Raw genomic sequence first — 14,641 nt, 5'->3', positions numbered from 1 at the left:
CCGGCGCGTGGCCACCCCGCGGGGCCCGCGGCCCCGCGCCCCCGGGCGCCGCGCGCGCGCCCCCCCGGCCGACGCACCCCGCCCCCGCCGGGGCGCGCTGAGGACCGGTCCTCAGCGCGCCCCGCCTTTTCGTTGCGTCAGGCGGACACCTTCTCCCGCTCAGCCTCCGCCGGCTCCGGCGTCCCCACGCCCCGCAGCGTCACCGCCGCCACCACCGCCGCCAGCGTCAGGAACACCGCCCCTCCGATCGCCGCTCCCTGCATCCCGCTGGTGAACGCCTCCCGGGCCACCCTCGCGAGGCCGGGGACCCGGTCGGCCACCGCCAGCGCCCCGCCCAGGGTCTCGCGGGCCGTGTCCGGCGCTGAAGCCGGCATCTCGTGGCGGTAGACGGCCGTACCGATGGAGCCGAGCAGCGCCATGCCCAGCGCGCCGCCGAACTCCGAGCCGGTCTCCATCAGCGAGGACGCGGTGCCCGCCCGCTCGGCCGGGGCCGTGCCCATGGCCAGGTCCATGATCTGGGACATCACCACGACACCGCCGACCGCCAGCACCGCGCACGCGGTCAGCACCAGCCACAGCGAGTCCGTACCGGCGAAGGCCAGGACCACGAACCCGGCCGCGGCGATCACGAAGCCGGCGGTGACGACGCGGGCGCGGGCCACGCCCTTCTGGACCAGGCTCGTCGCCACCGGCGCCGCCGCACCGATCGGCACCGACGGCAGCAGCGCCCACAGCGCCGCCTCCAGGGCGCTCTTGCCGAGCACCGACTGCAGGTACTGCGTGGTGAAGTACGCCGACCCCATGATCCCGAACGCCGAGACGAGGTTCAGGGCGACGGAGGGGGCGAAGCCGCGGTTGCGGAACAGGGCCGGGTCGATCATCGGGGAGGCCGTGGTGCGCTGGCGGTGCACGAACAGGGCCCCGAAGAGCAGACCGACGGTGATCGAGACGACGTAGCGGACGTTCCAGCCCTCGGAGGGGATCTCCTTCAGGCCGTAGATCACGGGGAGCACGGCCGCCATGGACAGGGGGACGCTCAGCCAGTCGAAGCGGCCGGCCCGCGGGTTGCGGGACTCCGGGAGCAGGAGCGGGCCGAGCACCAGCAGCAGCGCCATGGCGGGCAGGTTGACCAGGAAGACCGAGCCCCACCAGAAGTACTCGACCAGCACCCCGCTCATCACCGAGCCCAGCGCGATGCCGGCCGTCATCACGCCGGACCACAGGCCGATCGCCTTCGCGCGCTGGCCGGGGTCGGTGAACATCGTGCGCAGCAGCGCCATCGTCGACGGCATCAGGGTCGCGCCGCCGATGCCGAGGACCGCGCGGGCCGCGATCAGGGTCTCGGCGCTGTTCGCGTACGCCGCGAGCAGGGAGGCGGCGCCGAAGGCGGTGGCGCCGATCAGCAGCAGCCGGCGGTGGCCGATGCGGTCGCCCAGCGCGCCCATCGTCATCAGCAGACCGGCCAGCACGAACGCGTAGATGTCGAAGATCCACAGCTGCTGGGTGCCGGAGGGCTCCAGGTCCGCGCTGATCGACGGGATCGCGAAGTAGAGGACGGAGACGTCCATCGAGACCAGCAGCAGCGGGAGCATCAGCACGCCGAGTGCGGTCCATTCCCGGCGTCCGGCCAGGGAGTTGGTGCGCGTCGAGTTCGTCATGCCAGGGACTATACGCACGTCTTAAACGCTTGTCTATGACACTTGTATAAGTCGCTTGTCTAGATAGAGTGGGCGCATGGGACACCGTGAGGATCTGCTCGAAGGCGCCAAGCGCTGCCTGCTGGCCAAGGGCTTCGCGCGCACCACCGCGCGCGACATCGTCAAGGAGTCGGGGACCAACCTGGCCTCGATCGGCTACCACTACGGCTCGAAGGACGCGTTGCTCGCGGAGGCGTACCTGGCGCTGGTCGGGGACCTCTCCGAGGCCTTCGACGGCGACGCGGCGGGGATCGTGGCGTCGCCCGGTTCGATCGAGCGGTTCCGGGAGGTGTGGTCGAACATCATCGGCACCATGCGGGGGCCCGGTTCGATGTGGCGCCTCAGTGTGGAGATCGTGGCGATGGGGGATCAACTGCCCGCCGTGCGCGATCACTTGGCGCAGCAGCAGCGGGACGCCGAACGGGCTCTCGTCTCGCTGTTCATGGGTGTGCCGGAGGAGGACGTGCCGGACGGGACGCGCGACACCCTCGGCAGGTTCTACACGACCCTGATGACGGGGCTCATCACCCAGTGGATCTTCGATCCCGAGAACGCGCCCGACGCCGACGCGCTCACCGAGGGGCTCCGCCAGGTGATGGAGGGCATCACCGGGAAGTGATCCGTCCGTCCCGCATCCCGATCACCCGGTCCGCGAAGTGCCGTACGACCGCCCGGTCGTGGCAGATGAACAGGTAGGCCAGGCCCAGCTCGTCCCGGAGGTCGGCCAGCAGGTTCAGGATGCCGGCGCGGACCGAGGGGTCCAGTGCCGACACCGGCTCGTCCAGGACCAGCAGCCGTGGGTTCGAGGCCAACGCGCGGGCGATTCCGGCACGTTGGCACTGGCCGCCGGAGAGCTCGTGCGGACGCCGGTCGCCGTAGGACGGGTCCAGGCCGACGCGGTCGAGGAGTCCGGCGACCTGGGCGGCGGTGGGGCGCAGGCCCTGGAGACGCAGGGGTTCGGCCACCGCGTCCCGGATGCGATGGCGGGGGCTCAGCGAGCCGTACGGGTCCTGGAAGACGGGCTGCATACGGGGGCGGAGCGGGCGGAGTTCGCGTTCGTTGAGGCCGGTCAACTCCCGTCCCTCGAAGCGGACTTCGCCGCTGTCCGGGCGGCGCAGTTGCAGTACGGCCATGGCCGTCGACGACTTGCCGCAACCGGACGGGCCTTCGAGAGCGAGCGTCTCGCCCGTGTCGAGGGTGAAGGAGACGTGGTCGACGGCCGTCATCGTGCCGTAGCGGACGACGAGTTCACGGACGTCGAGCAGCGGGACGCTCGTCATACCTTCTCCCAGTGGTGACAGGCGACCAGTCGGCCGTCCACCCGCTCCGGCCGCGGCTCCTCGCGTCCGCACCGCTCCGAGGCGTGCGGGCACCGGGGCGCGAAGGCGCAGCCCGGCGGCAGTGCCTCCGGGCTCGGGGGCAGGCCGGGAAGGGTGGGGAGGCGGCGACCTCGCGAGCTGTGCGGGAGGCAGGCCAGCAGCCCCGCCGTGTAGGGGGCGAGAGGGCGCTCCAACACGTCCCGCACCGGGCCGAGTTCGGTCATCCGGCCGGCGTACATGACCAGCGCGCGGTCCGCGTGCCGTCGTACCGCCTCCAGGTCGTGCGTGACCAGCACGAGTGCCGCGCCGACGGCCTCGCGCTGCTCGGTGAGCAGCCGCAGCACCTGGTCGCGGCGCTCCTCGTCCAGCGCGGTGGTGGGTTCGTCGGCGACCAGGATGTCGGGTTCGTTGATCGTGGCCATCGCGACGACCGCGCGCTGCCGCATGCCGCCGGAGAACTCGTGCGGATACGACCGTGCCCGGCGCGCGGCGTCCGGGATGCCCACCCGGTCGAGCGCCGCCACCGCCCTGACGCGGGCCTCCGCACGGGAGACGCGGGCCACCGACCGTACGGCGGTGGCGAGTTGGTCGCCCACCGGGTGCACGGGGGAGAGGGCGGACAGGGCGTCCTGGGGGACGAGGGCGATACGGCGGCCGCGGGCGGCCGACAAGTCCGGCCGCACGGTGCCTGTTTGTACGGCATCGGACGGCAGCATCCCGAGCAGCGCCCTCGCCGTCAGGGACTTGCCCGCGCCCGACTCGCCGACCAGGGCGAGGACTTCACCGGCGTGGACGTCGAAGGAGAGTCCGCGGACCACCTCGACGCCGTCGAAGGCGATCCGCAGATCGCGGACGCAGAGCACGGGTTCAGACGCCGACGGGGTCAACGGGGTCAACGGGGGTCACCTTCCCTCTTGGGCTGGTACGCGGTGCGTGGCGCCCCTGTGCGGAGGCCGCCCCTGACACCGCGAGCCCCGCCAGCAGGGCCAGCGCCACCGCGGGGGCGAGGGCGGCCCAGGGGGCGCGTTCGACGTAGGCGCGGGACTCGTCGAGGAGCAGGCCCCACTCCGGGGCGGGCGGCTGGGCGCCCAGGCCCAGGAAGCCGAGCGAGGCCAGGGCGAGGGCGATGCCGGGCAGCCGGAGGAGGGCGTGCCGGGCGACGGGGGCGGCGACGGAGGGCAGGACGTGCCGGGTGAGGATCCACCACGGGGGTGCGCCGAGGGCCCGTTGGGCCAGCAGGAACGAGGACGCGCGTACCTCCTGGACCAGCGCCGCCGCGTGGGCGGCCAGCGGGGGCCAGGAGATCAGGGCGACCGCGAGGGCCGCGCCGCCGGTGCCGGGGCCCGCCGCCGCGGCCACCAGGATGCCGACGATGACCGGCGGGAGGGCGTTGGCGATGTCGGCCGCGCCGGCGGCGACGCCGGGGAGGAAGCCGAGCGCGAGGGCGGCCAGCAGGCTCAGCAGACAGACGGCGGCGGCCGTGCCCACGGTGGGGGCGGCGCCGTGACCGAGCCGGGCGAGGACGTCACGGCCGAGGCCGTCGGTGCCGAGGGGATGGGACCAGGAGGGCGCGGTGAGCCGGTCGGCGGTGTGGACGGCGTACGGGTCGCGCAGCAGCCCCCAGCCGATGACCACGACGAGGAGTGTGAACAGGGTCAACGGGATCGCGGGGTGTGTACGGACCGGGCGGGCGGGAGGCAGGGCGAGGGAGGCGTCACGCAGGGCGGGGCCGAGCAGGCCACGCCGTGTGAAGGCCGCCAGCGCGCCCACGGCCAAACCGAGCGTCAACAGCGCCAGCACCGCCCCCTGGAGCAGCGGCAGATCCTGCGACTTGGCCGCGCCGAGCGCCGTACGCCCGATACCGGGCACGGCGAACACGGTCTCCACGGCGACCGCGCCACCCGTCAGCCCCACGGCGACCATCCCGAACTGCGGTACCAGAGGCGGCAGGACGCGCTTCAGCGCGGCCCCCGCGATCAGCCTCCGACTCACCCCGGCGCCCCGCCACAGCTCCACCCACCGTTCGTCCAGCACCCCCGGCAGCGCATCCGCGACCAGCCGCCCCAGCAGCCCGCCCGCCGGCACCCCGAGCGCGAGCGCCGGCAGCACCATGTACCGAGGCCCCTGCCACCCCGACGTCGGCAGCCACCCCAGCCACACCCCGCACACCAGCAGCGCGACGGTGGCCAGCAGGAACTCCGGCACGGCCGCGAGCATCGCCGCGAACGCACCCGCCGACCGCCGTCCCCGCACCAGCACCGACGCGACCAGCGCACCGGCCAGCACCAGGGCCACCCCGAAGGCCGCCCCCATCAGCGCCAGCGACACCTGCAACCCGGACACGACCGACGGCAGCACCTCGGTCCCCGACACCCAGGACGTACCGAGGTCCCCGCGCACCAGCCCGGACGCCCACCTCCCCAGCAGCGACAGCGGACCGGCGTCCAGCCCGAGATCCCGCCGTACGGCGTCCAGCGCCTCCTTCGTCGGCTCCTGCTCGGCGGAGCGGGCGCGCAGGACGGTGAGGGCGGGGTCCTTGCCGGAGAGCCAGGGCAGGAGCCCCACGGCGGCGACCACCGCGAGCAGCCCGAGGGCGCGGGTCGCCCCGGCGGCGCTGGGCAACGCCCGCGTCCAGGCGCGCACTTGCCGCGGTCTCATGGGCCCGGGCCCGGCTTTCCCGGCTCTCACTTGACGTAGGTCTCCGTGGTGACCAGCTCCCGCTCGCGCGGGTCGTGCGCGGCGCCGACGACCCCGGCGGCGTCGCCCTGGATCACCCGCTCGTGGAGCATCGGGATCGCGGCGTCGGTGGCCAGTACGGCGGCCTCGGCGGCGATGACCGCCCTGCGCCGGGCCTCGCCGGTGCCGGTCCCGGCGGCCTTCCGCAGCGCCGCGTCCACCCGGGCGTCGGCGAGCTGGGAGATGTTGAAGGAGCCGTCGGAGGCGAAGTCGCTGTAGAGGTAGGCGGCCGGGTCGCCGGAGTCGAGGACGGTGGCGCGGGACAGGATGAACGCGTCGAACTCCCCGGCGAGCGCGTCGGTTTCGATGGTGGCGTACTCGCGGATCTCCAGCTTGACCTTGAACCCGGCCTTCTGGAGCTGCTGTTGCAGGGTGGCCGCGACCTCGGGCAGTTCGGCGCGGTCGGTGAAGGTGCCGATGGTGATGGACTGCCCGTCCGCCTTCGGGGCGACGGCCCGCTTCTCCTTCGACCGCAGCTGGGCCGCCCAGGGCAGCGCGGGCCCCAGCAGCCCCTCGGCGACATCGGCGCGCCCCTCGTACACGCCCCGCACGATCGAGCCGGCGTCCATCGCCTCCCGGGCGGCGGCGCGCAGGCCGGCGTCCCGGAAGGGGCCGTCGGAGGTGTTGAGGTAGAGGGTGTTGGTGCGCGGCATCGGCACCTCGGTGACGAGATCCTCGTCCAGCAGTGCCGCCTGCGAGACCGGGACGGCCTCGACGATGTCGGCCTCGCCGCTTCTGAGGGCGGCGGCGCGTGCGGTGCCGTCCGGGACGAACTTCACGTCGATCCCCGGGGACTTGGCCCGCTCGCCCCAGTAGCCGTCGTAGCGGTCGAGGGTGGCGGAGGAGGTGCCGTCGACCTGGGTGAGTTCGAAGGCGCCGGTGCCGGCGCCGACGGGGTTCACGGTCTTCCCGCGGTACGCCTTCGCCGCGAGGATCGACAGCTGCGGCGAGCTGAGCCGCTGCGGGACGAGGGGGTCGTCGTCGGCCGTGGTGACGCTGACCGTGTCGGAGTCCTGGGCCCGCACGGTCAGGTCGACGCCGTCGAGGATGCGGGGCTTGGGAGAGGCGGTGGCGGCGGCGGTGAGCGACCGTACGACCGCCTTCGCGTCGAGCGCGCTGCCGTCGTGGAAGGTGACGCCGTCGCGTATCTCGAAGGTCCAAGTGCGGCCGTTCTGCCGCCACTTGGTGGCGAGCGCGGGTTCGGCGTCTCCGTCGGCGTCCAGCTTCACCAGCGTCTCGGCCGTCGACCAGCGGGACAGCTTGAACGCGTCGTCCGACAACGGGGAGAGCCCCGAGCGCGGCGGCTGCATCATCGCGACGCGCACCCGCTTTCCGTCGCCGTCGGCGGCGGAGCCCGCCCCGGAGAAGCAGCCGGTGAGCAGTGCGGACGTCGCCGCGAGGGCGGTGACGGGGAGCAGACGGCGAGCGGGCAGGCGCACGGAACCCTCCGGGTAAAGGGGTGGTCAAGAGGCAGTGTGCGCCGACCGTAGCATGATGACAATCGTTTTCAATAATCCCCCTCGCCCCTCGCCCCCTGCCTACAGGCGCGCTCCCTTCAACGCCATGTGCAGCAGCAGCCGGTCCTCCCCGTCGTCCAGGTCGAGGCCGGTCAGCTGCTCGACCCGGGAGAGGCGGTAGTAGAGGGTCTGCCGGTGGATGCCCAGGGCCGCCGCCGTGCGGCCCGCCTGGCCCGCGCAGTCGAGGTACGTCTCGGCGGTGCGGGCGAGGTCGCGGTGGGCGGGGGAGAGGAGGGGGCGTACGGCGGGGTCGTGGGCCGTGTCCGCGGGGAGCGCGGTCAGCAGCCGGTAGGGGCCGATGGCGGACCAGTGCGCGATCGGGCCCAGCGCCGGTTCCGCCAGGGCCGCGCGGGCCGAGGCCGAGGCCTCCTGCCAGGCCGCCGGCAGGTCGGCCAGGTTCGTGCGGGGTTCGCCGACCCCGGCGGCACGCGCGACCCCGGCCTCGGTTTCTCCAAGGAGCCGCTGAGCCGCCGTCAGCGCGGGGGTCCGTGCCTCCGGCGACCGCAGTCTGACCAGGAGCGCGAGGCTGTGGGCCGTCGTGCCCCACGGCACCGTGCACAGTGCCGTCGTGTGCGGGACCGTACGGGCCGACGGGGCGTCGTCGGGGTCGGCGGACGGCCACGGGGCGACGCACACCACCGCGTGCGGGCCGTCGCCGCGCGGGCCGAGGGCCGTGCGCAGCGCCGCCACCGCCATGTCGCCCTGCCAGCCGCGTTCGGCGGTCAGCGCCGCCCGTAGCTCCCGGCTGAGATCCGCCCCGTGCTGCGCCTCGTCCGCGAGCAGCGCGCCGATGCGGACGGTCACCTCCATGGCGGCGGTGAGTTGGGTGTCGGTGGGCCCGGGGTCGGACTCCAGCAGCCAGACGTATCCGAGGACGACACCCCGATGGCGTACGGGCAGACAGATCCGTCCGCGGTAGACGCCCGCCTCCGGGGTCGGCGGGATGCGGACCGGGCCGGTCGCGCGGGTGATGCCGAAGCCCTCGAACCAGGTCCGGACGGCCGTCGTCGACCGCCGGGTCAGGATCGAGCGGGTGCGGACCGGGTCCAGGGCCGAGGGGTCGAGGTCGCCCTCACTGTCGTAGGCCCCGAAGGCGATCAGCTCGAAGTCGCGGTTCTCCAGGGTCGCCGGGACGCCGAGGAGCTCCGAGATCTCGTCGACCAGCTCCTGATAGTCACCTTTGTAATCCGCGGTCACTCCCGCATTCTCCCGCACGATCGCAGCCCCTTCATACATCTGTCTGAGATCTGCGGCACGGATGCGTGACAGCTGTCGATGGTCGACGATCGGAGGGATCCTTAGGTTTCACGGTGGTTCTCCGTGCCGTACCCGAGTTGCGGGACTGCGGCGTGTTCCTGCTGGTTTGTGGAGGTGCCCCGTGCTGGGTCCCGTGATTCTCGCCGCGTCGCGCAGCGACAGGATGCGACGTCTGATTTCGGCGATGCCGGTGACCAAGCAGGTCGTCGACCGCTTCATCCCCGGCGAGACCGTCGACGACGTCGTACCGATCATCGAGAGCCTCACCGACCAGGGCCTCGAGCTGACGATGGACGTCGTCGGCGAGGACATCACCACCCCCGAGCAGGCCTACGCGGCCCGCGACGCCTACCTCGCGCTGGTCGACCGGCTGCGCGACCTCGGGCTCGGCGAGCGGGTCGAGATGTCCGTGAAGCTGTCGATGTTCGGGCAGGCGCTGGACGGCGGGCACGAGCTGGCGCTCGCCAACGTCCGTCCCGTCGTCGAGGCCGCCGCCGCCATCGGGACGACCGTGACCCTCGACGCCGAGGACCACACCACCCTCGACTCGATGTTCGCCATCCACGAGGAGCTGCGGAAGGACTTCCCGCAGACCGGCTGCGTCATCCAGGCCTACCTCTTCCGCACCGAGGCCGACGCCCGCCGCCTCGCCGAGGCCGGCAGCCGCGTCCGGCTCGTGAAGGGCGCCTACAAGGAGCCCGCCGAGGTCGCTTACCAGCAGAAGCACGAGATCGACAAGGCGTACGTCCGCATCCTCAAGACCCTGATGGAGGGCGAGGGATACCCGATGATCGGCTCCCACGACCCGCGCCTGATCTCCATCGCCCAGGAACTCGCCCGCAAGGCCGGCCGCAAGCTCGACGAGTACGAGTTCCAGATGCTGTACGGCATCCGCGGCGACGAGCACCTGCGCCTCGCCGCCGAGGGCCACCGCATGCGCGTCTACACCGCGTACGGCACCGACTGGTACGGCTACTTCATGCGGAGGCTGGCGGAGAAGCCGGCGAACCTGCGCTTCTTCCTCCGTTCGATGGTCAGCAAGGGCTGAGCCCCACCACCCGCTCAAGTTCAAGGAGTTACGGATCTCATGGACGCTGTGACCCAGGTCCCCACCCCCGTCAACGAGCCGGTGCACGGCTACGCCCCCGGCTCGCCCGAGCGTGCCCGCCTGGAGGCCAAGCTCAAGGAGCTGGCCGAGAACCCCATCGACCTGCCGATGACCATCGGCGGCGAGAAGCGGATGGGCGGCGGTGAGCGCTTCGACGTCGTGCAGCCGCACAACCACAAGGCCCGCCTCGGCACCTACGCCAACGCCACCCAGCAGGACGCCCAGGACGCCATCGACGCGGCCCTCGCCGCCGCGCCCGCCTGGCGCGCGATGTCCTTCGACGACCGCGCCGCGATCATCCTGCGCGCGGCCGAGCTGCTGGCGGGCCCCTGGCGCGAGACGCTGGCCGCTTCGACGATGCTCGGTCAGTCCAAGACCGCCCAGCAGGCCGAGATCGACACCCCCTGTGAGCTGGTCGACTTCTGGCGCTTCAACGTCAAGTACGCCCGCGACCTGCTGGCCGAGCAGCCGCCGGCGAACTCCCCGGGCGTCTGGAACCGCCTCGACCACCGCCCGCTCGAAGGCTTCGTCTACGCGATCACGCCGTTCAACTTCACGGCCATCGCGGGCAACCTGCCCACCGCGCCCGCGCTGATGGGCAACGTGGTGGTCTGGAAGCCGTCCCCGACCCAGACCCACGCCGCCGTGCTGCTCATGCAGCTCCTGGAGGAGGCGGGCCTGCCCAAGGGCGTCATCAACCTGGTCACCGGCGACGGCATCGAGGTCTCCAAGGTCGCCCTGGAGCACCGGGACCTCGCCGGCATCCACTTCACCGGCTCCACCAAGACCTTCCAGTACCTGTGGAAGACGGTCGGCAACAACATCGAGAAGTACCGCTCCTACCCGCGGCTGGTCGGCGAGACCGGCGGCAAGGACTTCGTCGTCGCCCACCCGAGCGCCGACAAGGCGATCCTCAAGACCGCCCTGACCCGCGGTGCCTTCGAGTACCAAGGCCAGAAGTGCAGCGCCACCTCCCGCGCCTACATCCCGGCGTCGATCTGGAACTCCGGCTTCAAGGAGGAGTTCGCGGCCGAGGTCGACTACCTGACCATGGGTGACGTCACCGACCTGTCGAACTTCATCGGCGCGGTCATCGACGAGCGCGCGTTCGCCAAGAACAAGGCGGCCATCGACCGCGCCAAGTCCGACCCCACCTGCACGATCGTCGCGGGCGGTTCGTACGACGACTCCGTCGGCTACTTCGTCCGCCCGACCGTCGTCGAGTGCACCGACCCGGAGAACGAGGTCTTCACGACCGAGTACTTCGGCCCGTTCCTCGCCGTGTACGTCTACGAGGACGACCAGTACGACGAGATGCTGACCCAGATGGAGTCGGCGTCCGACTACGCCCTCACCGGCTCGGTGATCTCGTCCGACCGCGCGGCGGCGGCGTACACGATGGAGAAGCTGCGCTACGCGGCCGGCAACTTCTACATCAACGACAAGTCCACCGGCGCCGTCGTCGGCCAGCAGCCCTTCGGCGGCGGCCGCGCCTCCGGCACCAACGACAAGGCGGGCGCCCCGCAGAACCTGATGCGCTGGACCCTGACCCGCGCCATCAAGGAGACGCTGGTCCCGCCGACCGACTACACGTACCCGCACATGGGCTGACGTCAGGTCACATGACCGAAGGGGCCGGACCGTTGTCCGGCCCCTTCGGTCATCCTCCGGCCGGCAGGTGCCGGTCCAGGAAACCCCGCACGAGGTCCGCGATCTGGGCCGCGTGGGTCTCCAGGGCGAAGTGGCCCGTGGGGAGCAGGTGGATCTCGGCCTTCGGGAGATCGCGCTGGAAGGCCAGCGCCCCGGCCGGGACGAAGATCTCGTCGTGGGCGCCCCAGGTGGCGAGGAGCGGGACCTGGCTGGTGCGGAAGTACGCGTGGAAGGCCGGGTAGAGGGCGAAGTTGGAGCCGTAGTCGGCGATGAGGTCCAGCTGGATCTCCGGCTGGCCGGGGCGCGCCATCAACGCCGCGTCGTGCTCGTACGCCTCCGGTGCGACGAGTGCCCGGTACTCCTCCGGTACCCCGTGCAGGTACTGCCACTTGATGCCCTCCGGTGAGCTGATCTCGCGCACCGGCGCCTCCGTCTGCGGCGTCCGCTCCGCGATCAGCGCGAGCACCGGCGCCCAGGCCTCCTTCCCGAGCCCCTCCTCGTAGGCGTTGCCGTTCTGGGTGACGATCGCCGTGACGCGCTCGGGGTGGGCGAGGGCGAGCCGCAGGCCGATCGGGGCGCCGTAGTCCTGGATGTAGAGGGCGTACCGCTCGATGCCGAGCTGCTCGGTGAACTCGCCCGTGATGGCGGCGAGTTCGGCGAAGGTGTACGGGAATTCGCCGGCGTCCGGTGCCGCCGAGCGGCCGAAGCCGATGTGGTCGGGGGCGATGAGGCGGTACCGGTCGGCGAGGCGGGGGATCAGCTCGCGGAACATGTGCGAACTGGTGGGGAAGCCGTGGAGCAGCAGGAGGACCGGGGCGTCGGCGGGCCCGGCCTCGCGGTAGTGGATGTCGAGGCCGCGGACGGTGGTGGTGCGGTGGGCGGTGACCATGGCGTCTAACCTCTTAATTCATATTTGGTGGTTAGATCAGTCCATCATGGGTCGCCGTACCGGTCAAGCATCTTTGAGTGGTTAGGTCGCCCGCACCAGGATCTTCCCCGTGTTCCCGCCCCGCAGCATCAGCAGGAACGCCTCCACGATCCGTTCGAAGCCGTCGACCACCGTCTCGTCGAGGGCGAGCGTGCCGCGCTGGAGGTGCGGGACGGCGAACTCTTCCAACTCCTGTTGTACGTGACGGTAGTTGCTCACCAGGAAGCCCTCGATGCGCAGGCTCTTCTCGACCACGTCCGCGTGGTTGAAGTGGGCCTCGGTGCGGCCCGGGGTGTTGTACTGGCCGACCGTGCCGATCCGGACCACGCGGCCGTGTTCCCGGAGGGCGCCGATTCCCGCGGCCAGGTGATCGCCGCCCACGTTGTCCACGAAGACGTCGACGCCGTCCGGGGCTGCCTTCGCCAGCAGGTCCCGCACCGGGGCCGCGTGATAGTCGAACGCCGTGTCGTAGCCGACCTGTTCCGTCAGATGCCGGACCTTGGCGGGCGAGCCCGCGCTGCCGATCAGCCGGCCCGCGCCCAGGAGACGTGCGAAGCGGCCCGTCGCCGTGCCGACGCCGCCCGCTGCCGCCGAGACGAACACGTCGTCGCCCTCGCGGAGCCGGGCGACACGGGTCAGGCCGACGTACGCGGTGAGGCCGGTGCCGCCGAGGACACTCAAGTACGCGGAGAGAGGGACGCCTTCGTGGTGGGGCAGGCGTCTGACCTCCTCCGGGGTCACCAGCGCGTGCGTGCGCCAGCCCCGGCGGTGGAAGACGACCGCGCCCTCCGGCAGCTCGGGCGTGCGGGACGCGATCACACGGCCCAGCGTGCGGCCCTCCAACGGGGCGTTCAACTCGAAGTCCCCGTCCATCATTTCGCGGTGGTAGGGGTCGACCGACCAGTAGAGGTTCTCCACCAGTGCCGTGCCGGGGGTGGGCTCGGGCACCGGTGACTCCGCGAAGCGGAAGTGGTCCGGGGTCGGGAATCCCGTCGGGCGGGCGGTCTGGTGCACGGTGATCGTGGTGTCGGTCATGGGAGCCGACCGTAGGGAGGAATGCCGGCCGGGAGCAGAGGGTTGCGTTCATGGAACAGGCACTTCCATGAGCCGTGGCTCATAGCAGCAGGTGGGGGACCCCGTATCCATGAACGACACCGTCGATCTCGTGCCGCACGAACTCCGTACCCTGGTCGCCGTCGCCGAGGAGGGCGGGTTCTCGGCCGCCGCCCGCCGCCTCGGCACGACCAGTCCGCCGTCTCGCACGCCGTACGCGGAATCGAGCGCAAGCTGGGCGTGGTGCTGTTCGAGCGAGGGCGGTACGGGGCCCGGCCGACGGCCGCCGGGGCACGGGCCGTTGCCCACGCGCGCCGGATGCTGACCATGCTCGTCGGCGAGACCCGACGCGCCGAGAGCGACAGCGTCGGCGGCCCCCTCCGCATCGCCGCCTTCCGCAGCGCGGCCCTCCACCTCCTCCCGCCCGTCCTCGAACGCCTCACCGCCCGCCACCCCGAGATCGAGCCGACCGTCACCGTCGTACGCGAGGTCGGTGCGGGTACGGCCGGGGAGGTGGTCGAAGGGCGGGCCGACCTCGGGATCGCCACCTTCGGGACCAGTTCCCCCATCCCGCCGCAGCTCGTCGGCGACGTACTCCTCGAAGAGCCGTACTCCCTCGTGCACCCGGCCGGGCATCCCGACCCGCGTTCGCTCCCGCTCGTCGACTGGCTGGAGAACTGCTCCTCCTACACGCGCGCCTGGTGGGCGGCCCAGGACTGGATCCCCACCGCGACGGTCCACGCCGAGGACGACGGGGCGGTGCTGTCGATGGTGGGCAGCGGGTTCGGGATGGGGATCATGCCCGCGCTCTCCCTCGCCGATGTGCCGTCCGCCGTCGAGATCACCGATCTCGGTCCCGGCCGCCCCACCCGTCAGGTCGGGTATGTCACCACGCCCGAACTGGCCGTCTCCGCCGCCGTTCGGGCGCTGGTGCGGGAGTTGCGCGGTCAGGTGAAACCGCAGTTCAGCGGCGTGTGACCCAATCCACCGTCTCAGATAGTAGGAAGTCCGAGTAATTGTGGAGACAGACACGGCCGCCTCCCTTAGCTTTGTAGAAGCCGAACGTCTCGCTCGATCAAGCGAATGGCGGTCGTGAGCCGGGCCCGTGCAGGCAACCCCTGCGGCCCACCGCTCCCCGCCCCTTCCGGCGTCTCGCAACCCCCCGTTGCCTCCATGCATTCATGCATTCGAAGGAGTCGATTTCCCATGGCCGAGACGACCGTCCGCCGTCGAGTCCGTCACACGTCCCGCACGAGCGATTCCGACCGCAAGAACGCCGCGGCCGCCCTCCAGCGTGCCCTCGACCGCCGTGACAACGGCGGCTCGACCGGCCACTGAGCAGCCACGACGCACCTGTGGCAGCCCACTGGGCAGCC

Annotated in this window: 12 protein-coding genes and 1 pseudogene; 5 read left to right on the top strand and 8 right to left on the bottom strand. The window is 71.9% G+C overall.

Going from position 1 to position 14,641, the window contains the following annotated elements:
- Positions 1-137: 137 nt before the first annotated feature.
- Complete coding sequence (locus tag ACFUO4_RS35795) at positions 138-1,658, bottom strand: MFS transporter (RefSeq protein WP_383492727.1); 1,521 nt, start codon at positions 1,656-1,658, stop codon at positions 138-140.
- 76 nt (positions 1,659-1,734) lie between these two features.
- On the opposite strand from ACFUO4_RS35795, the gene ACFUO4_RS35790 reads away from it, so the two are divergent.
- Positions 1,735-2,316 carry a TetR/AcrR family transcriptional regulator gene (locus ACFUO4_RS35790; protein ID WP_383492724.1) on the top strand — a complete coding sequence of 194 codons (582 nt, stop codon included), beginning with the start codon at positions 1,735-1,737 and terminating at the stop codon, positions 2,314-2,316.
- Here ACFUO4_RS35790 and ACFUO4_RS35785 read toward each other — a convergent pair.
- The 5 genes from ACFUO4_RS35785 to ACFUO4_RS35765 all read right to left on the bottom strand — a co-directional run bounded on the left by ACFUO4_RS35785 (position 2,303) and on the right by ACFUO4_RS35765 (position 8,505).
- The gene (locus tag ACFUO4_RS35785) at positions 2,303-2,977 is read right to left on the bottom strand and encodes an ATP-binding cassette domain-containing protein (protein WP_383492720.1); all 675 of its coding nucleotides are present in this window, start codon (positions 2,975-2,977) and stop codon (positions 2,303-2,305) included. The genes ACFUO4_RS35790 and ACFUO4_RS35785 overlap by 14 nt on opposite strands.
- On the bottom strand, positions 2,974-3,912 hold the full coding sequence (locus ACFUO4_RS35780; protein ID WP_383492717.1) for an ABC transporter ATP-binding protein: 939 nt from the start codon (positions 3,910-3,912) through the stop codon (positions 2,974-2,976). The genes ACFUO4_RS35785 and ACFUO4_RS35780 overlap by 4 nt, the downstream gene beginning before the upstream one ends.
- Positions 3,884-5,674 (bottom strand): ABC transporter permease subunit, encoded by a 1,791-nt coding sequence (locus ACFUO4_RS35775; RefSeq protein WP_383492714.1) that lies wholly within the window; start codon positions 5,672-5,674, stop codon positions 3,884-3,886. Before ACFUO4_RS35775 ends, ACFUO4_RS35780 begins: the two co-directional genes overlap by 29 nt.
- Positions 5,675-5,700: 26 nt before the next feature.
- Positions 5,701-7,191: an ABC transporter substrate-binding protein gene (locus ACFUO4_RS35770; protein ID WP_383492712.1), complete on the bottom strand. Its 1,491-nt coding sequence runs from the start codon at positions 7,189-7,191 to the stop codon at positions 5,701-5,703.
- 99 nt (positions 7,192-7,290) lie between these two features.
- Entirely contained in the window at positions 7,291-8,505 is a 1,215-nt protein-coding gene (locus ACFUO4_RS35765) for a PucR family transcriptional regulator (protein ID WP_383492709.1), read from the bottom strand.
- 142 nt (positions 8,506-8,647) lie between these two features.
- Between ACFUO4_RS35765 and ACFUO4_RS35760 the strand changes: the two genes are divergently transcribed.
- Positions 8,648-9,574, top strand: a complete 927-nt coding sequence (locus ACFUO4_RS35760; protein WP_079310832.1) for a proline dehydrogenase family protein — start codon at positions 8,648-8,650, stop codon at positions 9,572-9,574.
- Between the two features lie 39 nt (positions 9,575-9,613).
- Entirely contained in the window at positions 9,614-11,245 is a 1,632-nt protein-coding gene (gene pruA, locus ACFUO4_RS35755; protein WP_079310831.1) for an L-glutamate gamma-semialdehyde dehydrogenase, read from the top strand.
- Positions 11,246-11,294: 49 nt separating this feature from the next.
- On the opposite strand, the gene ACFUO4_RS35750 is transcribed toward pruA, so the two are convergent.
- Complete coding sequence (locus tag ACFUO4_RS35750) at positions 11,295-12,173, bottom strand: alpha/beta fold hydrolase (RefSeq protein ID WP_383492705.1); 879 nt, start codon at positions 12,171-12,173, stop codon at positions 11,295-11,297.
- 81 nt (positions 12,174-12,254) lie between these two features.
- Positions 12,255-13,247 carry an NADP-dependent oxidoreductase gene (locus ACFUO4_RS35745; protein WP_383492702.1) on the bottom strand — a complete coding sequence of 331 codons (993 nt, stop codon included), beginning with the start codon at positions 13,245-13,247 and terminating at the stop codon, positions 12,255-12,257.
- Positions 13,248-13,356: 109 nt separating this feature from the next.
- Here ACFUO4_RS35745 and ACFUO4_RS35740 point away from each other — a divergent pair.
- Both ACFUO4_RS35740 and ACFUO4_RS35735 read left to right on the top strand, forming a co-directional pair.
- A pseudogene (locus ACFUO4_RS35740) lies at positions 13,357-14,243 on the top strand (LysR family transcriptional regulator).
- A gap of 228 nt (positions 14,244-14,471) precedes the next feature.
- Positions 14,472-14,603: a hypothetical protein gene (locus tag ACFUO4_RS35735; protein ID WP_077799388.1), complete on the top strand. Its 132-nt coding sequence runs from the start codon at positions 14,472-14,474 to the stop codon at positions 14,601-14,603.
- The last annotated feature ends 38 nt before the right edge of the window (positions 14,604-14,641 follow it).

This window comes from Streptomyces sp. NPDC057280, from assembly GCF_042668605.1.
GTDB lineage: Bacteria > Actinomycetota > Actinomycetes > Streptomycetales > Streptomycetaceae > Streptomyces.
The sequence above is the reverse complement of the archived record's forward strand: the minus strand, read 5'-3'. Positions and strand labels throughout refer to the sequence as shown.

Bases quoted from the DNA above. Each gene is read 5' to 3' on its own strand.
- ACFUO4_RS35795 (WP_383492727.1), bottom strand. From the start codon at position 1,658: ATGACGAACTCGACGCGCACCAACTCCCTGGCCGGACGCCGGGAATGG.
- ACFUO4_RS35790 (WP_383492724.1), top strand. From the start codon at position 1,735: ATGGGACACCGTGAGGATCTGCTCGAAGGCGCCAAGCGCTGCCTGCTG.
- ACFUO4_RS35785 (WP_383492720.1), bottom strand. From the start codon at position 2,977: ATGACGAGCGTCCCGCTGCTCGACGTCCGTGAACTCGTCGTCCGCTAC.
- ACFUO4_RS35775 (WP_383492714.1), bottom strand. From the start codon at position 5,674: ATGAGACCGCGGCAAGTGCGCGCCTGGACGCGGGCGTTGCCCAGCGCC.
- ACFUO4_RS35765 (WP_383492709.1), bottom strand. From the start codon at position 8,505: ATGTATGAAGGGGCTGCGATCGTGCGGGAGAATGCGGGAGTGACCGCG.
- pruA (WP_079310831.1), top strand. From the start codon at position 9,614: ATGGACGCTGTGACCCAGGTCCCCACCCCCGTCAACGAGCCGGTGCAC.
- ACFUO4_RS35750 (WP_383492705.1), bottom strand. From the start codon at position 12,173: ATGGTCACCGCCCACCGCACCACCACCGTCCGCGGCCTCGACATCCAC.
- ACFUO4_RS35745 (WP_383492702.1), bottom strand. From the start codon at position 13,247: ATGACCGACACCACGATCACCGTGCACCAGACCGCCCGCCCGACGGGA.
- ACFUO4_RS35735 (WP_077799388.1), top strand. From the start codon at position 14,472: ATGGCCGAGACGACCGTCCGCCGTCGAGTCCGTCACACGTCCCGCACG.